At 64.6% G+C, this 22,944-nt stretch carries 20 protein-coding genes and 3 pseudogenes; 6 read left to right on the plus strand and 17 right to left on the minus strand.

The genetic code is table 11. The features are described 5' to 3' along the window. Position 1: 1 nt before the first annotated feature. The 6 genes and pseudogenes from AKN84_RS02705 to AKN84_RS48720 form a co-directional block, all read right to left on the minus strand. Positions 2-1,162, minus strand: coding sequence for an acyl-CoA dehydrogenase family protein (locus tag AKN84_RS02705; RefSeq protein ID WP_050419231.1), 1,161 nt, complete (start codon positions 1,160-1,162; stop codon positions 2-4). 130 nt (positions 1,163-1,292) lie between these two features. After that, positions 1,293-1,736: an enoyl-CoA hydratase-related protein gene (locus AKN84_RS49880; RefSeq protein WP_283805479.1), complete on the minus strand. Its 444-nt coding sequence runs from the start codon at positions 1,734-1,736 to the stop codon at positions 1,293-1,295. Continuing rightward, positions 1,709-2,059 (minus strand): enoyl-CoA hydratase-related protein, encoded by a 351-nt coding sequence (locus AKN84_RS49885; RefSeq protein ID WP_283805480.1) that lies wholly within the window; start codon positions 2,057-2,059, stop codon positions 1,709-1,711. The genes AKN84_RS49880 and AKN84_RS49885 overlap by 28 nt, the downstream gene beginning before the upstream one ends. A 32-nt stretch (positions 2,060-2,091) precedes the next feature. Then, a pseudogene (locus AKN84_RS02715) lies at positions 2,092-2,873 on the minus strand (SDR family NAD(P)-dependent oxidoreductase). Between the two features lie 18 nt (positions 2,874-2,891). Next, a pseudogene (locus tag AKN84_RS02720) lies at positions 2,892-4,141 on the minus strand (acetyl-CoA C-acetyltransferase). 236 nt (positions 4,142-4,377) lie between these two features. Further along, positions 4,378-4,656: pseudogene (locus AKN84_RS48720) on the minus strand (helix-turn-helix domain-containing protein); the annotation flags it as partial. Positions 4,657-6,172: 1,516 nt separating this feature from the next. Here AKN84_RS48720 and AKN84_RS02730 point away from each other — a divergent pair. Next, on the plus strand, positions 6,173-7,561 hold the full coding sequence (locus AKN84_RS02730; protein ID WP_050419233.1) for an FAD/NAD(P)-binding protein: 1,389 nt from the start codon (positions 6,173-6,175) through the stop codon (positions 7,559-7,561). Between the two features lie 98 nt (positions 7,562-7,659). On the opposite strand, the gene AKN84_RS49890 is transcribed toward AKN84_RS02730, so the two are convergent. From AKN84_RS49890 to AKN84_RS02740, 3 genes are read right to left on the minus strand one after another with little or no spacing between them, the layout of a single operon-like run. Next, positions 7,660-7,815 (minus strand): MetQ/NlpA family ABC transporter substrate-binding protein, encoded by a 156-nt coding sequence (locus AKN84_RS49890; RefSeq protein WP_283805481.1) that lies wholly within the window; start codon positions 7,813-7,815, stop codon positions 7,660-7,662. A 14-nt stretch (positions 7,816-7,829) separates the two neighbouring features. Next, positions 7,830-8,456: a MetQ/NlpA family ABC transporter substrate-binding protein gene (locus AKN84_RS02735; protein ID WP_283805482.1), complete on the minus strand. Its 627-nt coding sequence runs from the start codon at positions 8,454-8,456 to the stop codon at positions 7,830-7,832. Positions 8,457-8,488: 32 nt separating this feature from the next. After that, positions 8,489-9,814 (minus strand): O-acetylhomoserine aminocarboxypropyltransferase/cysteine synthase family protein, encoded by a 1,326-nt coding sequence (locus AKN84_RS02740; RefSeq protein ID WP_050419234.1) that lies wholly within the window; start codon positions 9,812-9,814, stop codon positions 8,489-8,491. 413 nt (positions 9,815-10,227) lie between these two features. On the opposite strand from AKN84_RS02740, the gene AKN84_RS02745 reads away from it, so the two are divergent. Beyond that, the gene (locus tag AKN84_RS02745) at positions 10,228-11,631 is read left to right on the plus strand and encodes an LLM class flavin-dependent oxidoreductase (RefSeq protein WP_050419235.1); all 1,404 of its coding nucleotides are present in this window, start codon (positions 10,228-10,230) and stop codon (positions 11,629-11,631) included. 32 nt (positions 11,632-11,663) lie between these two features. Here AKN84_RS02745 and AKN84_RS02750 read toward each other — a convergent pair whose 3' ends face one another. Genes AKN84_RS02750 through AKN84_RS02775 form a run of 7 tightly spaced genes read right to left on the minus strand, consistent with a single transcriptional unit; the run spans position 11,664 to position 17,264 of the window. Then, complete coding sequence (locus tag AKN84_RS02750; protein ID WP_050419236.1) at positions 11,664-12,440, minus strand: MetQ/NlpA family ABC transporter substrate-binding protein; 777 nt, start codon at positions 12,438-12,440, stop codon at positions 11,664-11,666. Positions 12,441-12,486: 46 nt separating this feature from the next. Next, on the minus strand, positions 12,487-13,269 hold the full coding sequence (locus tag AKN84_RS02755) for a MetQ/NlpA family ABC transporter substrate-binding protein (RefSeq protein WP_050419332.1): 783 nt from the start codon (positions 13,267-13,269) through the stop codon (positions 12,487-12,489). 11 nt (positions 13,270-13,280) lie between these two features. After that, entirely contained in the window at positions 13,281-13,481 is a 201-nt protein-coding gene (locus tag AKN84_RS44490; RefSeq protein ID WP_128970362.1) for a hypothetical protein, read from the minus strand. An 8-nt stretch (positions 13,482-13,489) separates the two neighbouring features. Beyond that, entirely contained in the window at positions 13,490-14,155 is a 666-nt protein-coding gene (locus tag AKN84_RS02760) for a methionine ABC transporter permease (RefSeq protein WP_050419237.1), read from the minus strand. Then, a complete protein-coding gene (locus tag AKN84_RS02765) occupies positions 14,145-15,266 on the minus strand; it encodes a methionine ABC transporter ATP-binding protein (RefSeq protein ID WP_050419238.1) in 1,122 nt (373 codons plus the stop codon). The genes AKN84_RS02760 and AKN84_RS02765 overlap by 11 nt, the downstream gene beginning before the upstream one ends. Before the next feature lie 52 nt (positions 15,267-15,318). After that, positions 15,319-15,639 (minus strand): 4Fe-4S dicluster domain-containing protein, encoded by a 321-nt coding sequence (locus AKN84_RS02770; RefSeq protein ID WP_050419239.1) that lies wholly within the window; start codon positions 15,637-15,639, stop codon positions 15,319-15,321. Next, complete coding sequence (locus AKN84_RS02775; RefSeq protein ID WP_050419240.1) at positions 15,636-17,264, minus strand: FAD-dependent oxidoreductase; 1,629 nt, start codon at positions 17,262-17,264, stop codon at positions 15,636-15,638. The genes AKN84_RS02770 and AKN84_RS02775 overlap by 4 nt, the downstream gene beginning before the upstream one ends. Before the next feature lie 313 nt (positions 17,265-17,577). Here AKN84_RS02775 and AKN84_RS02780 point away from each other — a divergent pair, with 313 nt between their 5' ends. Then, positions 17,578-18,915, plus strand: coding sequence for an LLM class flavin-dependent oxidoreductase (locus tag AKN84_RS02780; protein WP_050419241.1), 1,338 nt, complete (start codon positions 17,578-17,580; stop codon positions 18,913-18,915). Positions 18,916-18,920: 5 nt separating this feature from the next. Here AKN84_RS02780 and AKN84_RS02785 read toward each other — a convergent pair whose 3' ends face one another. Beyond that, complete coding sequence (locus AKN84_RS02785) at positions 18,921-20,012, minus strand: LLM class flavin-dependent oxidoreductase (protein ID WP_050419242.1); 1,092 nt, start codon at positions 20,010-20,012, stop codon at positions 18,921-18,923. Between the two features lie 383 nt (positions 20,013-20,395). On the opposite strand from AKN84_RS02785, the gene AKN84_RS02790 reads away from it, so the two are divergent. Genes AKN84_RS02790 through AKN84_RS02800 form a run of 3 tightly spaced genes read left to right on the plus strand, consistent with a single transcriptional unit; the run spans position 20,396 to position 22,908 of the window. Beyond that, a complete protein-coding gene (locus AKN84_RS02790) occupies positions 20,396-21,166 on the plus strand; it encodes an ABC transporter permease subunit (protein WP_050419333.1) in 771 nt (256 codons plus the stop codon). Next, positions 21,163-21,897, plus strand: a complete 735-nt coding sequence (locus tag AKN84_RS02795; protein WP_050419243.1) for an ABC transporter ATP-binding protein — start codon at positions 21,163-21,165, stop codon at positions 21,895-21,897. The genes AKN84_RS02790 and AKN84_RS02795 overlap by 4 nt, the downstream gene beginning before the upstream one ends. Before the next feature lie 9 nt (positions 21,898-21,906). Further along, positions 21,907-22,908: an NrtA/SsuA/CpmA family ABC transporter substrate-binding protein gene (locus tag AKN84_RS02800; RefSeq protein WP_050419244.1), complete on the plus strand. Its 1,002-nt coding sequence runs from the start codon at positions 21,907-21,909 to the stop codon at positions 22,906-22,908. Positions 22,909-22,944 lie beyond the last annotated feature (36 nt).

The following is a 22,944-nucleotide window of genomic DNA, read 5'->3' on the forward strand; positions in this document are numbered from 1 at the left end:
CTTAGTCCAAAATGCTCTTGTAGTGCTCCGAGAAGACATCGCGGCCGATGATGAGCCGCATCACTTCGGAGCTTCCGGCCAGGATCCGGTTGACGCGCGCGTCGGTGAACATCCGGCTGATCGGGTACTCATCCATGTAGCCTGCGCCGCCGTGCAGCTGCACGCCGAGGTCAAGCATCTTCCACTCGACTTCCGACGACATCATCTTGGCCTTGGCGCCCATATTGCTGGTCAGGCGTCCCGCGTTGTGCTCGGCGACGCAATGATCGACATAGACCTGCACGAGATCGATTTCGGCATCCATCTCCGCCATGCGGAACTGGGTGTTCTGCTGCTCGGCGAGCGGCCTGCCGAACAGCTTGCGATCCATCACGTAATCGCGCGTGATATCGAACGCCTTGCGTCCGTTGGCGATCGATCCGACCGCGGAGATCAGCCGCTCCTCGGCAAGGCCCTCCATGAGGTAGTAGAAGCCCCTGCCCGGTTCTCCCAGCACGTTGGCCCTGGGCACCTTCACGTTCTGGAAGAACAGCTCGGCGGTGTCCTGCGCCGGCATGCCCATCTTCTTGAGATTGCGGCCGCGCTCGAATCCCTCCATGCCGCGCTCGACGATCAGAAGCACCATGGCGTGCTTCTTCTCGGCGCCCGCGAGCTTCGCCGCCACGATCACCACGTCCGAATTGATGCCGTTGGAGATGTAGGTCTTCGAGCCGTTGAGCAGGAAATGATCGCCCTTGTCCTCTGCCGTCGTCCGCATGCCCGCAAGGTCTGAGCCGGCGCCGGGCTCGGTCATCGCGATCGCCAGGATGGTCTCGCCGCTGACGCATTTCGGCAGGAAGCGGTCGCGCTGCTCCTCAGTGCCGAAGCGCTTGAAGTAAGATCCGACCAGGCGGCTGTGCAGCGTATTGAACCAGCCCTTGCAGCCCGAGCGCGCGGTCTCCTCGATGATGATCTGCTCATAGCGGAAGTCCTCATCGCCCATTCCGCCATACTTCTCTTCGGGCCAGATCATCAGGAAGCCGAGATCGCCGGCTTTCTTGAACGCGCTGCGGTCGACGATGCCGGCCTCCCGCCACTCCTCCATATGGGGCGTGATCTCGCTGGCGAGGAACTTGCGATAGGAATCGCGGAAGATGACCTGATCTTCGGTAAAGCTGCGCATCACTCACCCAATAGCGCTCTCAAGCGGCGTGGAAACTGGCCGGCGTGCGGCGCGGCACGCACAAAAAAATTCGGAGCGCCGGTTCTGTTGCAATCGAAACCGGCGTTCCGTTGTCAAAGCAGTCGATGCCTTACTTGCCCTTCCAGTTCGGCGCGCGCTTTTCTGCAAAGGCAGCAGCGCCCTCGCGGGCATCCTCGGAGACGAAGACCGGAGCGACGATCTCCTGCTGTTTCTTCCACATCTGATCTTCCGGCCAGAGCCGGGACTCGACGATCACCTGCTTGGAGGCCTTGACGGCGAGCGGGCCATTGGCGCCGATCGCGGCTGCAAGCTCCAGCGCTGCGTCGAGGGCCGGGCCGTCGGTGACGCGGTTGATGATGCCGAGTTGATAGGCGCGCTCTGCGCCGAAAAACTCGCCCGTCAACGCAAACTCCATCGCCACGCGGTGCGGCATCTGGCGCGGCATGCGGATCAGCCCGCCGGCCGCCGCCGCCAGCCCGCGCTTCACCTCGGGGATGCCGAACTTGGCGTTGCGGTTGGCGACGATCATGTCGCACGACAGCGCGATCTCCATCCCGCCGGCGAGCGCGTAGCGTCGACCGCCGCGATCAGCGGCTTCTTCGGCGGCGCCTCGGTGAGGCCGGCGAAACCGCGGCCGGGGATCGACGGCCGTTCGCCCTTCAAAAACCCCTTGAGGTCCATGCCCGAGCAGAACGTGCCGCCGGCGCCGGTGATGATGCCGACGCTGAGCGTATCGTCGGCGTCGAGCCGGTCGATCGCCGCGGCCACGCCCTTGGAGAGGGCGAGGTTGGCGGCGTTCTTGGCTTCCGGCCGGTTCAGCGTGATGATCAGGATCGGTCCGCGGACTTCAGTGAGGACCGGAGTTTCTTCGGACATCGCTTTGGTCTCCTGTTGCCGTGCGCAGTTGCCTAGCGCGGGGCCATGCGGATGGCGCCGTCGAGGCGGACGTCTTCACCGTTGAAGTAGCCGTTGGTGATCATGGTCAGCGCGAGCTGCGCATATTCCTCCGGCATGCCGAGACGCTTCGGGAACGGCACCGACGCGCTGAGCGCGGCCTTGACGTTCTCGGGCGCGCCTTGCAGCAGCGGCGTGTTGAAGATGCCCGGCAGGATGGTGTTGACGCGGATGCCCTCGGCCATCAGGTCGCGCGCGATCGGCAGCGTCATGCCGACGACGCCGGCCTTCGAGGCCGAATAGGCCGCCTGCCCCATCTGGCCGTCCTCGGCCGCGACCGAGGCCGTGTTCACCACCGCACCACGCTCGCCGTGCTCCAGCGGCGACAGCGACAGCATGCCCTGCGCCGACTTGGCGATGCAGCGGAAGGTGCCGACCAGGTTGATCTGGATGATGCGGTTGAAGGCGTCGATCGGAAAGTGCGTGGGTTCGCCGGTCTTCTTGTCGCGACCGGCGGTCTTCACCGCGTTGCCAGTGCCGGCGCAGTTCACCAGGATACGCTCCTGGCCGTGGGCCGCGCGGGCCTTGGCGAAGCTGCATCGACCAGTTCGTCGGAGGTGACATCGACCTTGCAGAACACGCCGCCGATTTCCTTGGCGATGGCTTCGCCCTTCTCTTCGTTGAAGTCGAAGATCGCGACCTTCACGCCCTGCGCGGCGAGCGCGCGTGAGGTGGCAGCGCCGAGGCCGGACGCGCCGCCGGTGACGACGGCGGCGACCGATGAATCGAGTTTCATTGCGTTATCCTTTCGCGATCAGAGGCGTTCGATGATGATGGCCGGCGCCATGCCGCCGGCGGCGCACATGGTGACCAAGCCATAACGACCGCCGCTGCGCTCGAGCTCGTCGAGCGCGGTGCCGATCAGGATCGATCCGGTCGCGCCGATCGGGTGACCGAGCGCAATCGAGCCGCCATTGATGTTGACCTTCTCGCGGTCGAGCTCGAGGTCGCGGATGAACTTCTCGGCGACGACGGCGAACGCCTCGTTGATCTCCCAGACGTCGATGTCGTTCTTGGTCAGGCCTGCCTTGGCGAGAACCTTCCTGGCCGCCGGAACCGGCGCATTGAGCATCAAGGTCGGATCGTCACCCTGATTGGCATAGGCGACGATGCGGCCACGCGGCTTGAGGCCGTGCTTCTCGGCATATTCCTTCGACGTGATCAGGACAGCGGCGGCGCCGTCCACCACGCCCGAGCTGTTGCCGGCATGATGCACGCCCTTCCACTCGAGGCCCGGGTAGCGGCGCTGGATCTGCTTCTTGAAGGTCACGCCGTTGCCGAGATCGAAATCGGCAAGCTGCTCGAAGCTCGGCTTCAGCGAAGCAAGGCCTTCGGCGGTGGTCTCGGGGCGCGGAAACTCTTCACGACCGAGCGCCACGCTGCCGTCGTCGTTGAGGACGGGGATCACCGACTTGGCGAAGCGGCCTTCATCGATCGCCCGCTTGGCGCGCTGCTGGCTCGTCAGCGCCAGCGCATCGCAGGCCTCGCGGCTGATCCCCTCGCGCGTCGCGATGGCATCGCCGCACACGCCTGGTGCGACTGCGGGTGAATCTCGTCAAGCGCGGGATTGCCCGAACCCATCATCCGCGCCGGCTGGCCCGCCTTGGAGCGCTCGGCTGCGAGGGTCTGCTGATAGCTCATCATCTCGGTGCCACCGGCGATGACGCAGTCTTCCATCCCCGACATGACAGAGGCCGCCGCGAGGTTCACCGAGGTGATGCCGCCGCCGCAGAAGCGATCCAGCGTCGTGCCGCTGGCGTTGATGTCGTAGCCGGCCGCGAGCGCCGACATGCGTCCGAGATCGCCGCCCTGCTTGCCTTCCTGGGTCGAGGTCGACCAGATGATGTCGTCGACGGTCGAGGTATCGAGCTTGTTGCGCGCCTTGAGCGCGGCGAGCACGGTTGCCGCCAGATGCTGCGGATGCAGGTGCGACAGCGCGCCCTTGCCCGGCTTGCCGATGCCGCGCGGCGTGCGCACCGCGTCGATGATGTATGCTTCAGACATGCGTTTCCCTCTGCTTTGGATGTTTCTTGACTGTGGGCTCGCGCCGATCGGGCCGGACCGTTTCCGCTGAGTCTTTTGCTCCGGAACCGGCCGAGGCGTCAGCGGTGTGGCGTCACCGCAAGCGGCGCGGCGACCGGATTGCGCTGATCTTCGAAGTAGCGCGAGTTGATCAGCATGGACGGTTGCGCCGTCTCCCGTTCGTCGGCGCAGGCGGGCTTATCGCCCCCTTCCGCAAACAGCGGGACGCTCGGCGCGGCGGCGTGCGGACCGAGAGCATATTTCTGCTCTTGCGGCAGGTAGATCAACTGGCCGATCTGGGTGAGGGTCAATGTGAGACGGGAGACCGTCGAGCGCGGAAGACCGCAGCGGTCGGCGATTTCCCGATTGCCGAGGCGTATGCTTCGGCCTTCGAAGCAACGCACGATGTCGAATGCGCGTGACACCACCTGGATCACGCGCCGGTTGTCCGTGCCGGCGGTCTCTTGCGCCATCAGTACCTCAGATCGACGTCCCATCGTTTACGCCTCACTCCTCATTTGCGTTCGGGTGAACGGAGCCATTCCGGTTCGGGCAGGACGCGCCGATCCGCGACAGCGCTGTCGCGCGCGCAACACCGCGCGGCGCTCGCGCGAGCGGACCTGCACAAAGGATCTGACCGCAGGCGCCCGGTCTTCCAGCCCAGCGAAGCCGCTACCGCGCGGGACAAGCAGCTTCGGATATCGATGGCCGACCGGCATCAGGCGGATTCTTTCCCTAGGGTTTCAGACCTTAATTAATTGATTAATTAGTCAGGTGATTAAAGTGGGCGCTCTCCCCTGTCAACTGCGGTTGCCGCAGGGCGCCCCGCGCTCGGATGGGACCTCACGCATCGCCCCGTCGGCGGCCGATCCGGCGCGACGAATTTCAGACCGGTGCTGGGCAGCGATCGGGCGAAACGCGCGAGCTGACGCAAAAGCGGTTGCGGACCCACGCGCGCCGCAAAGCCGTCATTAATCCGCGCGGCGATTTGCCGGACACTGCGAGACGAATACGCAGGACGGATCAGGTTCGGAGATCAGGAAATATCAGGGGACGCGAACAGGCGCAGCCGGATTGTCCGAATAGACACGGCTGCTTGTCGGAATGACCGCTACGAGGGCTAAACCTAAGCTTTGAAAGCTTGGTGGGCGCACCAGGGCTCGAACCTGGGACCCGCTGATTAAGAGTCAGCGGCAGGGTGAGTAGAATCAATCATTTACTGGTCGCACCAGTGGGCTTATCCGACGAAAAATGGGCATTCGTCGCACGGTGATGGTCCCACGTATCCGCGTCAACAGAGTTACGATCGATGCTGCGACTTCGCTGGCACGAACTGCAAATCTATGCCTCGGCTCCATCGCAAGTATGACGCAAGTGGAATATGCGAGCCAGCATTGCAACCCTCATTCTGTCTCATCCGAATGCGTAAGCAATCCGGAGGAGATCGCAGGTTGGTGATTGATATGTTGGAGTCTTGAAAGTCCGCCAAGAACTGCGGACCGCGCGCAATACGTCGCCGCCTTGACACAACCTGCGAGGAAAGACCTTTTCGTACGGCGCCCGCTGGGGGAAATGCTGCCTCGTGAAACGCATCAACACGCGTCACCGGTTTCAAAGTTATGATCGGCGCCGACATTCGCTCTCAAGCAACGCCAAGCCATGATATCGTTCGCACGAACGGTAGTGCGAAGGAGCTTCTGTGCGGCGGGCATCTTCCTGGCTTCATGCTCTCGATCGAACGGCTCGGCGGTTCCAGGCGTGGTGCCGGACGTTTGCGCGACCTGATGGTGCCAAGGGAGGCGCCACGGGACGCGAAGACCTCTACGAGATATTCCTGTTCGGTCCGCACGGCTAACGGCTCTCCTTGTATCGACAGCGCCGAATTCGGCGCTGCTCCCCCCGGCTTTGGCGTCGGCGCTCCATCACCGATCCTGACGCTGCGACGTGCGTTCGAAGGCATGAATTCCTGGCATCGCACATTCCGTGCGGCCGGCCGATCGATGGAGCGACGGCATGACGCGTAGCGATCGACGACACGTGATCATCGTTGGCGGCGGCGCCAGCGGCGTGCTGCTCGCGTATCAGCTGCTGCATCAGCCAACCCGCAATCTCCGCGTCACACTCATCGAACAGCGGCCCGACATCGGACGCGGCATCGCCTATCACACCGGCAATCCGGATCACCTGCTCAATGTGCGCGTCGCCAATATGAGCGCGCTGCCGGACCGGCCGGATCACTTCTGGCGCTGGCTCTCAGCGCGAGAGCTTGATGTTCCCGTGTGTCCGGATCCCTATTGCTTCGTGCCCCGGCGCATCTATGGCGACTATGTCGCGAGCTTGCTGGAACAGCAGACGTCCGATCCGGCAGACGTGGAGCGCCTGTCGATCGTGCGCGGGGTCTGCGTCGACATCAGCGAAGGCCGTGCCGGCGTGACGGTCACGCTCGGCGATGGTCAATCATTGACCGGCGATACCGTCGTCCTCGCGACCGGGCATGACATGCGCGCCAGCCGCGCCGGTTATGCCGATCCATGGGCGCCGCCATCGGCCGCACCGCTCGATCCCGACGCGACCGTGCTGCTGCTTGGCACGGGACTGACCATGGTCGACTACGTGCTGTCGCTGCTACGCGACGGGCACCGCGGGCCGATCATCGCGATGTCGCGGCGCGGCCTGCTGGCAAAACCGCATCGACGCGCCGACGCCCAGCGCATCGACGAGGCCGAAGTTCCGTTCGGCGCCGGCATCAGCGCCCTGCTCCGCTGGCTTCGGGACCGCATCGAGCGGAACGCAGCCGAAGGGGGCGACTGGCGCAGCGTGATCGACGGCCTGCGCCCCTATACCCAGCGGCTGTGGCACGAGCTGCCGCAGGCATCCAAGCGCCGCTTCCTGGAGCACGCACGCGCCTGGTGGGACGTGCATCGCCACCGGATGGCGCCGGAAGTCGAAGCCCGCATCACGCGGGCCATTTACGCAGGGCAGCTCACGTTGGTGGCGGCGAAGGTGACCAGCATCGCGCCGAACCGCGATGGAGCACGCGTTCACTATCGCCGGCGCGGCGGCGGCAGGATCGCCAGCACGCAGGTGGGCGCTGTCGTCGACTGCACCGGCATCGTCAAGGACCCGCGCGCCACGCCCAATCCGGCGGTGCGCGCTCTGTTCGAACGCGGCCTGGCGCGGGTCGATCCGCTCTGCATCGGCATCGAGACCGACCGCAACTGCGCGATCATCGGCCAGGACGGCGCGGTCTCGCAGCGCCTGTTCGCGGTGGGCCCGCTCACCCGCGCGGCGTTCTGGGAGATCATCGCGATCCCCGACATTCGCAACCAGTGCGCCGTGCTCGCCACGAGACTCGCCGAGACGGCGGGCGAGCATCGGGCCGGGCTGGAGCCGGTGGTCTAAAGCGCGATGAGATCGGGTTGAACCGTCATCGCGCTTTAGATTCTTGTTTTAAGCATGATCTTTTCGGAAAACCGCTTCGCACTTTTCCGGATCATGCTTTAGCTGCTGAAGCCTGCCGGAATGAAGGCCGGCAGCTTCTGCTCGATGAACTGCTTGACCTCGGGCGAATTGAACACCTGGATGAAGGCCTTCAGGCGCGGATCGTCCTTCTTGTCAGGCCGTGCAGTGAAACGAAGGACGAGGCCATCGTCCACGGTACGGTCGATGATCAGGCCGACTTCGGATCGCCGCCGGCCGGGATCAGATAGGTGATGTTGACGAGCGCGAGTGTGACGTCATCGAGCGAACGATAGGTCTGCGCCGGATCGAGCTCGACGATCTTCAGATTCTTTGGATTGTCGACGATATCGAACCGGCTCACCGCAAAACCCTTGCCCGGCGCCAGCTTGATCAAGCCGGCGCGCTCGAGCAGGATCAGGCCTCGCGCGCCGTTGAGCGGTTCGTTCGGGATCGCGACACTGTCGCCGGATTTGATCTCGTCGAGCGACTTGACTTTCTTCGAGAACAGACCGACCGGCGCGATCACGCCGACCTTGTCGACCTGCACCAGGTTGAGCCCGCGCTGCTTGTTCTGTAGCGCGAGATACGTTGCGTGCTGAAACAGGTTGGCGTCGACGTCGCCGCTGTTGACGACTTCGTTGAGCGCCACCCAATCCGACAACTCCACGATCTTGACGTCCTGTCCCTTGTCCTTGGCGAGTTTGGCTGCGAACGCGGCCAATTGCCCGACCGGCCCCGCGCTGGTGGCGATCTTCAGGGGTTCGTCGGCCAGGGCGGCGCCGGTCAAAGCCAATGACAGGCCGATCGCCTGCGCGAGGCGTAGAATTGCTTTCATGTCTCAGGTCCGCTTCTTGTTGATGACGTCGATCACGCCGCCTTGCGCGCGCTGCCGCCCGCTTCGGCTTGCGTCAGGGCCTGGGTGAGATCCGCAAGGATGTCGTCGGGATGCTCGATCCCCACGGACAAGCGGACATAGCCGGGCGTGACGCCAGCGGCGAGTTGTTCCTGCGCGCTGAGTTGCTGGTGTGTGGTGGAAGCCGGGTGGATCGCCAGCGATCGTGCATCGCCGATATTGGCGACGTGATAGAACAGCTTGAGCGCATCGATGAAACGTCGCCCCGCCTCGACCCCGCCCTTGAGTTCGAAGCCGACGAGCGCGCCATAGCCGCCCCGCAGATAGGCGTCGGCGCGGCGCCTACTCTCGCCGTTCTGCAGGCCCGGAAATATCACTTGCGAGACCGCCGGATGCCTGACCAGGAAGTCGGCGACCTTGATCGCATTCTCATTGTGCTGGCGCAGCCGCAGCGGCAGGGTCTCGAGCCCCTGGATGAACTGGAACGCGTTTTGTGGGGCGATGGCCGCACCGAGATCACGCAGCAACTTCACGCGCGCACGCAGGATGTAGGCGATCGGCCCCAGGGGTTTTGCGGCTTCGGTCCAGATCGCACCATGATAGGCGTCGTCCGGCTTCGTCAGCAGCGGGAAACGGTCGGCATGGGCAGCCCAGTCGAAATTGCCGCCGTCGATGATGGCGCCGCCGATCGAGGTGCCGTGGCCGCCGATATATTTTGTCGTGGAATAGACCACGATCGCCGCGCCGTGCTCGAACGGGCGCGCGATCAGCGGCACCGCGGTGTTGTCGAGAATCAGCGGCACACCGAGCGGGCGCCCGATATCGGCGACTTCCCTGATCGGAAACACATTCAGCTTGGGGTTGGGAAGCGTCTCGGCGAAATAGGCGCGCGTCCTGGCATCGGTCGCGCGGCGGAAATTCTCCGGGTCTGCCGGGTCGACGAAGCGAACCTCGATGCCGAACTGCTTCAGTGTCTGCGACAGCAGCGTCCAGGTGCCGCCGTAGAGATCGGTCGAGGAGACGATGTTGTCGCCGGCCTGTGCGATGTTGAAGATGGCAAAGGCCGATGCGGTCTGCCCCGAGGCGAGCGCGAGCGCGCCGACGCCGCCTTCGAGCGCCGCCAACCGCTCCTCGAAGGCATCGGCCGTCGGATTCTTGATCCTGGTGTAGATCTGGCCGAGTGCCTCCAGCGCAAACAGCTTGGACGCATGATCGGTATTCTCGAACTGGAACGACGTCGTCTGGTAGATCGGCACGGCCACGGCACCGGTCGCGGGGTCCGAACGGAAAGAACCGCCGTGCAGAGCGAGCGTCTCGGGATTCTTCGTTTCGACCGGCATGATCAGATCTCCTGAGTTTCGTGCGCTGGTGCGTCACAAGCCGAAATGATGCGCGGCAGTTTTGGTGCTTGTCGAGACGTCCGAAAAAATAGCGATGAGCATGCTGTCGCAAACAGACGGGACGCCGCGAATTTTTCGACCGGCCCTCCGGTCGCACATGATTTGTTTCATGCGCGATCTGCGCAGATCCGATGCAGACCGATCAGGTCTGGTTCACAAAACTGGCTCGCAGGCGCATCGCTTCGCCCGCCGATCTGCTGCGAGGATCAGCCAAATGAGCGCGGCGCAAATGATCCATTGCGACATCGCGGATGGTGATAGCAGAAGTCGCGCGTCGGCGATCCGAATAGAAAACAAACGTCCGCCGGCCGCATGATAAACCGTCGTGAACCGCTCAGCGACGGAACAAGACGATGGCCCGACCCAGAGAACTTCGCTTCAACGCCTTCAACATGATGGCGCCGAGCCACAACTGGGCGGGTCTGTGGTCGCATCCACGCGACAACTCGCTCAACTACAATTCGCTGGATTACTGGGTCGACTACGCTCGGACCGCGGAACGCGGCATGCTCGACGGCATCTTTCTCGCCGACGTCTTCGGCGTCTATGACGTCTATGGCAGCAGCCCGGAGACGGCCCTGCGGCATGCCGTGCAGCTGCCGAACGCCGAGCCCACTTTGCTCGTCTCCGCGATGGCGCTGGTCACAAAGCATCTCGGTTTCGGCATCACCTCGAACCTCACCTACGAGCACCCCTATCAATTCGCGCGCCGCTTCTCGACGCTCGATCATCTCACGGGCGGGCGGATCGGCTGGAACATCGTCACCGGCTATCTCGACAGCGGCGCGCGCGGGATGGGGCTCGCGGCAAATCGCGCGCATGATGAACGGTACGAAGCGGCCGAGGACTTCCTGGCAGCGACCTATAAATTATGGGAAGGCAGCTGGGAGGACGGTGCCGTTCGTCGCGATCGCTCGGCGCGCATCTTCACGGATCCGGTGAGGATCCATTTTGTCCGGCACGACGGACCTCGCTACAAAGTCGACGGCATTCACCTCGCGGAACCATCGCCACAGCGGACGCCTTTGCTGTACCAGGCCGGCACCTCGAAACGCGGCCGCGCCTTTGCGGCACGGCATGCAGAGGCGATCTTCCTCAACGGCCAGACCAGGCCGATCCTCGCCCGCGCCGTTCGTGACATCAGGGACGCGGCGAAGGAATTCGGCCGCGATCCCTACGACATCCGTCTGTTCGCGGGCGCGACGGTGATCGTTGCCCCGACGCGCGCGGAGGCCCACGATCTGCTGGCGGAGTATGCGGACCATGTCGACCAGACCGGACAGCTCGCCCTGCTCTCCGGCTGGACTGGTATCGACTTCTCGAACTATCGCCCCGATCAGGCCGTGCAATATGTCGAAAGCAATGCAATCCAGTCGATGGTGGAGAATTTCACGGTGCGGAGCGATCGCCCGATCAAGGTCGGCGACCTGGCGAGCCTCAGCCGAGCCGGCGCCCGCTCACCCTTCGTCGTCGGCTCACCCCAGGATGTTGCGGATGAACTGATCGCCTGGGCTGACGAAACCGACGTCGACGGCTTCAACCTGTTCCGCCTGGTTGCGCCGGAATCGCTCGATGCCTTTGTCGATCTGGTCGTGCCGGAGTTGCAATCGCGCGGCGTCTACAAGACCGAATATCGCGAGGGCACGCTGCGCGAGAAGCTGTTCCCCGGACGCGGGCCGCGCCTGCACGTCACGCATCCGGGCGCGGGCTATCGCCACGCGCCCTCCAGCGCAGTCCGCTCCGACGCCGCCGAATAGGACGGCGGCAAATCACGCAACGGCGATTCAGCTCACCAGGTCGCGATGTAGGTGCCCTTGAATCGCTTGTCGAGGAACGCCTTCACCTCGTCGGAGTGATAGGCATCGATCAAGGGCTTGACCCAGGGCTTGTCCTTGTCTTGCTCGCGCACGGCGATGATGTTGACCCAAGGGCCATCGACCGCCTCGCGGGCGATGGCATCGACCGCCGGATTGAGCCCGGCCTGCACTGCATAGTTGTTGTTGATCGAAACCAGGTCGACGTCCTGCAGCGAACGCGGCAACTGAGCTGCATCCAGCTCGACGAAACGCAGCTTCTTCGGATTGTCGGTGATGTCGGCAATCGTGGAGGCGACGTTGCTCGGGTCCTTCAACTTGATCACGCCGTGGAGCGCGAGGATCATCAGGCCGCGCGCGCCATTGGATGGATCATTGGCGATCGCCACCCGCGCGCCTTCCGGCAGGTCGGCGAGCTTCTTGTATTTCAACGAGTAGACGCCCTGCGGCGAGGCGATGGTGTTGGCGACCTTGACGATCTTCCAGCCGGTCTTGGAGATCTGGTTCTTCAGGTAGGGTTCGTGCTGAAACGAATTGGCCTCGAGATCCCCGAGCGCCAGCGCCTGGTTTGGGATGACGTAGTCGGTGAATTCAACGACCTTGATATCGAGGCCACGTTCGGCCGCGACCTTCCTGACGACCTCGGTGATCTCTGCATGGGGTCCGGCCGTGACTCCCACCCGGATCGTCTCGGCGTGGGCGTTGCGGGCGAGCAGCGCGGCAACGGCAACAACGGTCATCAAGATACGCATCAAAATCTCTCCCGAGCTCGGCAGCCCATCATCAATGGATCGGCGACTACCAGCTCGGCAGCACGGCGCCCTTGAACTTGGTCAGGACGAACTCCTTGACCTCCGGCGTGTGATAACTGTCCACCAGCGTCTTGACCCAGGGCTTGTCCTTGTCGGCGGCGCGGACCGCGATCAGATTGACATAAGGCCCCTTCGGATCCTCGCGCAGGATGGGATCCTTGACCGGATCGAGGCCCGCCTGGGTCGCATAGTTGGTGTTGATCGCGGCGGCATCGACATCGTCCAGCGCGCGCGGTGCCTGCGCCGCGTCGACCTCGACGAATTTCAGCTTCTTGGGATTGTCCGTGATATCGATGACCGACGGCTTGAAGCCGACGCCCTCCTTCAGCTTGATCGCGCCCTTGTCGCGCAACAGCAGCAGGACACGGCCGCCATTGGTCGGATCATTCGGGATCGACACCTTGCCGCCATCGGGAATGTCGGCCCAGCTCTTGTGCTTCTTCGAATACACGCCGATCGGGAAGTTCACCGTCAGCCCGACCGCCTCGATCTTGTAGCCGCGATCTGCCTTCTGGTTGTCGAGATAGGGCTGGTTTTGAAACGAGTTGGCCTGGATATCGCCGGCGTCGAGCGCGGCGTTGGGTACGACATAGTCGGAGAATTCGATCAGCTGGATGTCGAGGCCGCTCTTGGCCGCGATCGGCTTCACCGCCTCGAGGATCTGGGCATGCGGCCCGGGCGTGACGCCGATCTTGATCGTTTCGGCCGCGGCCGCCGCCGACCAGGCAGCGAGGGCACTCGCGAGCATCACAACAGAACGAAACGACATCTTGATCTCCGTCAAATCAGCAAGAAGATCTCATCGTCATCTCTCGCCGCGCCGACGAAATCAATGAAATCAGAATCCAAATTTTCCGTTCCGATGGGCGATCGCTTCTGTCCATGCACCCCAAACAGAACGCAGACGCTGGCGCCGAAGGGATCGTAGAGCATGGTCCGGAAAGGTGTGAAGTGGCTTTCCGAAAGACCATGCTCAAACAAGCAGCGCCTCAGCGGTGGCGCAGGCGGCGATTGACCCTGCGCGCCAGATAGTCGCCGGCGGTCTGCACCGTCTGAACCAGCGCGATCAGCACCACGACGACGGCCAGCATCATCTCCGGCATGAAGCGCTGATAGCCGTAGCGGATGCCGAGATCGCCGAGCCCGCCGCCGCCGACGGCCCCGACCATCGCGGAATAGCCGAGCAGGCTGACGACCGCGAGCGTGAGCGCCAGCACCAGCCCGGGCAACGCCTCCGGGATCAGCACCTTGAACACGATCTGCAGCGGGCTGGCGCCGAACGACGACGCCGTCTCGATCAGCCCGCCGTCGACCTCGCGGATCGCGCCCTCGACCAGGCGCGCAATGAACGGCGTCGCCGCGATCGTCAGCGGCACGATCGCCGCGCCGGAACCGATCGACGTGCCCGCGATCAGGCGCGTGAACGGGATGATGGCAACGACCAGGATGATGAACGGCGTCGAGCGGGTCGCGTTCACGACCACGCCCAGGATGCCGTTGACGGCGGGAGCCGCGAACAGCTCGCCCTTCCGGCTGGTCGCCAGGAAGATTCCGATCGGTAGCCCCAACAAGGTGGCTATCAACGCCGCCACCGACACCATGAACAGGCTCTCGCCGGTCGCCTGGATGATCAGGTTGATGAGTTCAGGCGACATAGCCGAGCCGCTCCACTGCAAGATTGTGTTGGGACAGATAGGTGACGGCCCGCTTGACCGCGACGTCGCCGCCGGGAATGCCGATCGTCAGCGAGCCGACATGCTGGCCGCCGATCTCGTCGATCCGCGCCGAGAGCAGCGCGACGTCGATCGACAGCTCGCGCGCGAGCCGCGCAACGACCGTATCGCCGGCATCGCTGCCGCGCACCTGCAGCCGAATGACGGCCTGCCCGCCGGCAATCGGCTGCGCCACCAGGCGGCTCGAGAGCGATACGGGGATGCTGTCACCGACCACCTCCGAAAGGAAGGTCTGCGTAACCGGATGTTTTGGGTGCGTGAAGATATCGGCGACATGGCCGCGCTCGACAATGTCGCCGGCGTCGATCACCACGACCTCCTTGGCGAGCTGGCGGACCACCGACATTTCGTGGGTGATCAGCACGATCGTCACGCCGAGCTCGCGATTGATGTTGGCGAGCAGATCGAGGATGGCGCGGGTGGTCTGCGGATCGAGCGCCGAGGTCGCCTCATCCGACAGCAGTACGTTCGGCCGCGTGGCAAGCGCGCGGGCGATGCCGATGCGCTGCTTCTGGCCGCCCGACAGTTCGGATGGATACCGGTCGTACTTGTCGGCGATGCCGACGAGCGCGAGCAGTTCCTTCACACGAACGGCGATGTCGGCCTTCGACCAGCCGGCGATCTCGAGCGGCAGGGCGATATTGTCCGCCGCGGTGCGCGACGACAGCAGGTTGAAATGCTGGAAGATCATGCCGATCGAGCGCTGGGCCAGGCGCAACCCGCGGCCGGAGAGCGCGGAGATGTCGCGGCCGTCGACGACGACACGGCCGCTCGACGGCTTCTCCAGTCCATTGATCAGCCGCACCAGGCTCGATTTACCGGCACCCGAGCGGCCGATCACGCCGGTGATCGAGCCGCGCGGGATAGCAAAATCAATGCCGGCGAGCGCCTGCACGCTCGGCTTGTCGCGGTAGGCGGGATAGATCTTCGAAACGGATTCAAACCGCACCATGGTATCGCTCGCGCTCGGAGCGGACGCGATAGGCGGCGTTTCGACGGGCTGCGCCGCCGACAGCGATTGATGCACGTTCATTCAGTCGTCCAATTCGAATGGCTTTGGTCGCTTGGGGGCCGGAGCCCTGAGCTCAATGACCAAACAGAAGGTAGCTGCGGTCGTCGCCGCGGCGTTCCCTGGTGTCGTCGGTCCAGCCGATCGCCCGCCGATAGCTCCCCATCGCATCGGCTTTCCGGAGCGCTATGAGGTCGATCGCCTGGGCCTCGTCGGCGAAGGGCGATACATAGAGCGCATCCTCCGGACAGTAAAGCTCGCAAAGGAAGCAGGTCTGGCAATCGCTCTGGCGGGCGATCACGGGGATGCCGTCGGTCTTGTCGAACACATTGGTCGGACAGACGTTGACGCAGATGTCGCAGGACGTGCAGCTGGCGGCGTCGACGACCTCGATCATTCCGCGGCCTCCGCATAGGCTGCTTCCGCATGCGGCCGTACCGAGGTCCAGACCTCGTCGAGGCCACCGGTCGTCACATAATGGCGCTGGCGATCGTCCTGGTCGGGGAAATCGTCGCGGCGGTGCATGCCGCGGCTCTCCTGACGCGTCAGCGCGCTGCGGTACATCCAGCGCGCGGTCGCCAGCATCGCCGCACCCTCGCGGGCGCGGAGCAGATCGGCACTGGAGGCCGCATCCGCCTCGGAGACATCGCGCCAGGCCGCATCGAGGCGCGCCAGCGCGCCCTGCAGACGCGATGCTTCGCGGAAGTAGTTCAGCTCATACGGGAACACTTCGGTCTGGATCGCCTTCGCCAGCGCAGCCGGCGCGAACGCACGCTGCGGGCGATTGCGAAATGCGATCGTTCCAGCCGGAGACGGCTTCCGCCGGCCGATCGCGCCGAGCTGTCGGGCGTAGTCCGCCGCCCCCTGCCCCGCCCATGTGCCCGACGACATCGCCCAGGCCGCGTTGTGGCTGCCGCCACCGGTGAAGCCGCCGCAGATCAATTCGCGCGTCGCCGCATCGCCGGCCGCGTACAGGCCCGGCACGCTGGTGGCGCAGCTGTCATCCACGATGCGAAGGCCGCCGGTGCCGCGGACCGTACCTTCCAGCCGCAAGGTCACCGGGAAGCGATCCCTGAACGGATCGATGCCGGTGCGATCGAACGGCAGGAAGAAGTTCGGCTGCGACATCCGCATCTGCCGCTGCACGGCGTCATCGGCCTTGTCGAGCCGGGCATAGACCGGGCCCTGAAGCAGCGCGCGCGCGATCGCCGACCGTCCGCCCTTCGACGCCGCGCCGGGAACGATGCTGCCGTCTTCATGGGTGAAGCTGGCCCAGCCATAGAACAGCGTCTTGGTGACCGAGCCGAACGCCGCCGAGATCGCATACGGGTTTGAGAACTCCATGCTGCTGAACTCGGCCCCGACCTCGGCGGCCATCAGATAGCCGTCACCGGTCAGCACGTTCGATCCCAGCGTCTTGCTGAGGAACGCGCAGCCACCCGTCGCGATCACGACCGCCTTGGCGCGCACCGTCCAGCGATCGTCCTTCTGCCGGCGGATGCCGCTCGCACCGGCAACCGCGCCTTCATCGTCCGCCAGCAGTTCCAGCGCAGGGCTGTGATCGAGAATGGTGACGCCCGCTTGCTTGGTGCGCTTGCGCATCAGGCGCATGTATTCCGGCCCTTGCAGCGAGTTGCGCTGCGACTTGCCGCTGTCGTCGACCGGATAGGGATAACCCCACTCGGCCAGGCGGTTGCTTTGCTCATAGGTCCGATCGAGCACGCGCGCCATCCAGCGACGATCCTGCAAATGACCACCGAGCTTTTCGCGATTGGCCATCGCAGCATCGCGCAGTGCCGGATTGGGATCGACATACCAGACCCCGGTGCCGGCCGCGGCGGTTGCCCCGGAGGTGCCGCAAAATCCCTTGTCGGCCAGCACCACGCGCGCCCCGCGCTCGGCGGCGCTGACCGCAGCCCACGTCCCCGCCGGGCCGCCGCCGAGCACCAGCACGTCGGCGTCGAACTCCACCGATCCGGTCGGCGCGGACACCCGCTCGGCGCGGTTAGGCTGCATCGTCATGCGTCACGTCTCCGGCGGAATCGACAGCGGGTCGCGTCTCGACACATCGTTGCGCGCGCACGCATCGCTGGCAATTTCAGATATTTGCGGAGAGTTGGACGAAGCTTTCCCGGGTACCAACGGCCGAAGAAAATTTGTGTTGCCGCGTAGCGGTTATTTCGCCGCTGCCGCGACCCGCGGCACAGGATCATGCAGCGGCGCTGCGAGCAGAGGCGGATATTTCTTTTTGCGCGCGAACGGCCACCGTTCATTTCCTCGCACGTCTGCTGGCGATATCTCGTGAGGCAGATCATTCAAGCCCACGGCAGCAGCCATGTCCCATCGCGAGCTCCACCTCAATGTCAACCTGCTGCACTCCGGCGTCTATGCCTCAGCCTGGCGATTGCCGGAAAGCGATCCGCGCGCCTGCTTCGACGTCGGCCATTACGTGCGGGTGGCGCAGATCGCCGAGCGCGGCAAGCTCGATGCGATCTTCCTGGCCGATACCCCTGCGATCACCGACCGCATCGACTACCGCTCGTTCATGTCGATGGAGCCGACCATCGTGCTGGCGAGCGTCGCCGCGGCAACGACCCATATCGGCCTGATCGCAACCGCGTCGACGACCTACAACGAGCCCTACAACATCGCCCGCCGCTTCGCGACGCTGGATCTGGCAAGCGGCGGCCGCGCCGGCTGGAACGCGGTGACCACCGCCGACGCCACCGCCAGCCGTAATTTCGGCCTCGCCAACGTGCTCGAGCACAAGGCGCGCTACGACCGCGCCAAGGAGTTCGCCGAGGTCGTGCATGCGCTGTGGGACAGCTGGGAAGACGACGCCTTTGTCGGCGACAAGGCGACCGCGCGATTTGTCGACACATCGAAGGTGCATCCGATCGCGCATCACGGCGCGCATTACAGCGTCGCCGGTCCGCTCAACGTCCCGCGCTCGCCGCAGGGACGCCCGGTGACGGTGCAGGCCGGTGGCTCCAGCGATGGCCGGGACCTCGCCGCCGCCCAGGCCGAGGCCGTGTTCACGCTGGCGCAGACCATCGACGAAGGTGTGGCATACGCTCGTGATCTGCGAGCGCGCGCCGCCACCTACGGCCGCGCCGGTGATTCCATTGTCATCCTGCCGGGCCTCGCCACCGTCATCGGCAGTACGGAAGCTGAAGCCAAGCGGCGTCAGGATGAGCTCTGGGAGCTGGTTCCGATCGAATACAGCCTCGCGCGTCTCGCCGGCACATTGCAGGTCGATCCGGCCATCCTCGAGCTCGACAAGCCGCTGCCCGATCTGCCGCTGCCGGCCAATGCGAACCACACGATGTTCCAAGGCACCGTGGCGCTTGCCCGTCGCGGTAATCTCACCGTCCGCCAATTGCTGCGCGCGCTCGGCGGCGGTGTTGGCCATCGCATCATCGTCGGTACGCCCGAGCAGATCGCCGACGATATCGAGGCCTGGGTCCAGGCCGGCGCCGCCGACGGTTTCAACCTGATGCCGGACGTGTTGCCGACGGGGCTGGAAGTCTTCGTCGACAGCGTGGTGCCGATCCTGCAGCGGCGCGGACTATTCCGCCGGGACTACGCCGGCACCACCCTGCGCGACCATTTTGGCTTGCCCCGCCCGGCCAGCCGCTTTGCAAAGCGCGAAGCGGCATCCGCGAGCGCCTGACGTCGTCAGCGCACGCCGCTGCGCACGGGTGCATCATCGGCAGCGACCACCGCCGATGCACGGACGCGCGGGATGACCTCGCTGGCAAAACGCTCCATCTCTGTCTCGAAGGGCTGGAACTGCAACATGAACAGTTCGATGCCGGCGGCATGAAAGGCCCTGATCCGGGCAGCTACCTCGTCATAGCTGCCGACCAGCCCCGCTGCGGTTCCGCCATTGCTGCCGACCCGCGCCGATTTCTGCATGGTCTGCATCATCACGACCTTTGGGTCGGTGTTCTGCTTCTGTATTGCCTTGATCGGTGCGTCCTTCCTCGACAGCTCGAGCAGCCGCTCATACGCCGTCTGAGCCTCGGCCTGTGTCTCGCGCGCGACGACGAAGGCGGACAGACCGAAGCGCAGCGGCGAGCTCGTTCGCGACCGGCTCGCAACGTCGGCAATCAGGCCGGCGACATCGTCGAGCGGCTGGCCGTTGATGAACCAGACGTCGCCGTGGTCCGCGACCAACGCGCGCGCCGGCTCCGATTCACCGCCGACATAGATCAACGGCCGGGACCGGTAGAAGCTCGTCGGACGCAGCGCATAGTCGCGCACGTCGAAATGCTCGCCCTTGTAGGTCAGCCGCTCGCCCTGCATCAGGCGCGAGACCACCGTGATCCACTCACGGCCATAGGCGTAACGGGCATCATGCTCGGCAAAGCCGATACCGGCCTTGTCGAGCTCCGGTTTGTTCCAGGCGTTGACCAGGTTGATGGCAAAGCGGCCGCGGCTGATGTTCTCGATGCCGAGCGCGAGCTTTGCAAGCACGACCGGATGATAGAGATAGGGCTTGATCGCGGCGATGATCTCGATCCGGCTGGTCAGCGCCGCAAGCGCCGCCGCTGCGCTCCAGGCTTCGAGCTGATCGAGATCCTCCTGGTGCGGATTAATCGTGTGCTGTGCAATCAACGTTGAATCATAGCCGAGCCGCTCGGCGGCCAGCACGAGATCGCGATTGCGTTCCCAGGATGCATCATAGGGCTCGTCGGGATCCTGATAGGCGGCGCGCGAGCCGTGCACCAGCGCCCAGATGCCAAAGCGGACCGGTCGTGTCGTCATTCGTTGTTTCTCCTGCGTCCTCGCGCGTTGTTCTGGCGCCTTGCACTGCAGGAGATCAAGCAACCGCGCATCAAAAGATTTTCCTTGCCGTGTCGCGCGCGCGGGTAACCGAGAAACACTCCGGAACGAACGACAATTGAAAAACCGCTCTATTTCTGTCTGCAGAAAATCGTGGGACAGTTTGGGACATGTAGACAACACGTCACGCGATGCGACAGCGTGCGTCGCGCGACCGAAGAACTGCGTGACCACAGAAGATCACGCAGGATGACGCAGGACAGATTACCTTGAGCAATCTCGAGCAGACGGCGTCACCGGTTGCGTACGACGCCGAACCGCGCGGCGACACGACCGCCACATATCTTCCAAGGCGCAGGCTCGAGATTGGTCGGCGCGGCCTGCAACTTCTGTCGTGGCTGGCGCCGGCCATCCTGCTTGTGGTCTGGGAACTCCTGGCACAAGGCGGATGGCTGTCACCGCAGGTGCTGCCGGCGCCGAGCAAGGTCATAAAGACGGCATTCAAGCTGACGACCTCGGGAAGCCTGCTGAACGACCTTGGCGTCAGCCTGTTGCGTGCCGTCGCCGGTTTTGCGATCGGGGGTGCCGTCGGGTTCACCCTCGGCATCCTGGTCGGATTCTCGCGGATCGCGGAGGCCGCAATCGACCGCAGCGTCCAGATGATCCGCGCCATCCCCTTCCTCGCCCTGCTGCCACTGGTGATCGTCTGGCTCGGCGTCGGCGAAGCCGAAAAGATCTTCCTGGTCGCTCTCGGCGTTACCTTTCCGATCTACATCAATACCAACTTGGGGATCCGGCAGGTCGATCCGAAGCTGATCGAGCTTGGCCGCATCCAAGGCCTCGGCACGCTGAAGCTGATCCGCCGCATCGTCCTGCCCGGGGCGCTGCCTTCGATCCTGACTGGCGTGCGCTATGCGCTGGCGACCGCATGGCTTGCGCTGGTCGTCGCCGAAACCATCGGCGCCCAATCCGGCATCGGCTTCCTTGCGATGGATGCGCGGGAGTTCCTGCGCACCGACGTGATCGTGCTGACGATCGTGATCTACGCGCTGATCGGCGTCGCCGCCGACGGCATCGCCCGTTTTCTCGAGCGCCGCTTGCTCGCCTGGCATCCGAACTACGGAGGAGCGCGATGACCTTGCATGTCGCCCCCTCCGCCGCCGCGGTCTCACCGGCGGTCGTCGTGACGAATCTCCGCCGCGCCTACGGCCATCGCGTCGTCATCGAGAATCTCAATCTGCGGATCGAGCGCGGCGAGTTCGTCGCCCTGCTCGGGGAAAGCGGTTGCGGCAAGACCACGTTGCTCCGCGCGTTGGCCGGCCTCGACCCGATTGACGGCGGCCGCATCGCGGCCCCGCGCCGCCCGGCGGTCGTCTTCCAGGAGCACCGGCTGCTGCCGTGGGACAGCCTGTGGCGCAACGTCTCGCTCGGCCTGCAGGCCGGCAATGCGCGCGAGCGCGCCGCAGCGGCACTCGCCGAAGTCGGACTCGGTGACCGGCTGGACGACTGGCCGCGCAATCTCTCCGGCGGCCAGGCGCAGCGCGTGGCACTCGCCCGCGCGCTGGTGCAGGAGCCGGAACTGCTGCTGCTCGACGAACCCTTTGCCGCGCTTGATGCGCTGACCCGTATTCGCATGCACGACCTCGTGCGCGAGCTGGTCACCACCCATCGGCCCGGCGTACTCCTGGTCACCCACGACGTCGACGAGGCGATCGCGCTCGCCGACCGCATTCTGGTGATGCGTGAGGGCCGGATCGCCTTCGTGTATCGCACGGACGGTCGCGGCAAAACATCGATCGCCCGCACCGAGCTGCTCACCGAGCTCGGCGTCAGCGCCGTTCATCCCATCCCCGCCAGAATCTTCTGAAGGACAGCCATGTCTCGCTCAATCGCAAAACCTTCCCGCCGCGGCTTCCTCGGCGGCGCCGCGTTCGGCATCGGCGCCATCGCCGGCTTCAACATCCCGGACATCGCGCAGTCGGCGACCGGCCGCGTCACCGATACCGTCCGCCTCACCTGGGGCCTCAGCGGCCTCAATCTGATTGCCAAGGAGCGCGGAGAATTCGAGAAGCTGCTGGCCAAGGACGGCATCAAGGTCGAATGGCTGGGTCCGTTTCCCAACCATGCCCCGACATTGCAGGCGGTGACCGGCGGCAGCGCCGACTTCAGTTTCGGCGGCAGCACGACGCCGGCGCTCGCCGCGATCATCGCCGGCTCGCCGCTCGTCTTCACCCAGTTCGTGGTCTACGAACCCCGCACCACCGCGATCATCGCCAGGGACGATTCCGGTATCAACAAGGTCGAGGACCTGGTCGGCAAGTCGGTTGCGGTGAATCGCTCCGGTCTCGGCGAGTTCCTGCTCGTCGCTGCACTCGAGAAGCACAAGGTCGACCGCTCCGCGGTGAAGTTCGTCTACCTCAATCCGCCGGATGCCGCGCCGGCGCTGGCGTCCGGCAAGGTAGACGCATGGTCGATGTGGAGCCCCGGCGTCGACATCGCGCGGCTCGACTACAAGGCGCACGATATCTTCCTCGAGGGCCGCGACCTGGATTTCCAGATCGACTACACGTCCTACCTGACCACAAGGAAGTTCGCGACCGAGAACCCGGCGCTGGTTCGTGCCGTCAACGACGCCTTCCGCACCGAAGGCAAGTGGATTTCCGACAACAGCAAGGACGCCGAATACATCGCCCAAAAGGCCGGCAAATACAGCGACCAGGTGCGCGACCAGTTCGTCGCGCTGGACCGCAAGTATCGCTACTTCCCGGTCAATGACGAGAAATTCCTGTCCGAGCTGCAAAAGGCCGCCGACTGGCTGGTGGCACGCAAGGTGCTGCCCGAGCCCGTCAAGGTCACCGACCACCTCGCACAGCTCTGATCGCGACCTGCAACTAACATCGTTCCGGGTGAAATC

Source organism: Bradyrhizobium tropiciagri (assembly GCF_001189845.1).
GTDB classification, from domain to species: domain Bacteria; phylum Pseudomonadota; class Alphaproteobacteria; order Rhizobiales; family Xanthobacteraceae; genus Bradyrhizobium; species Bradyrhizobium tropiciagri.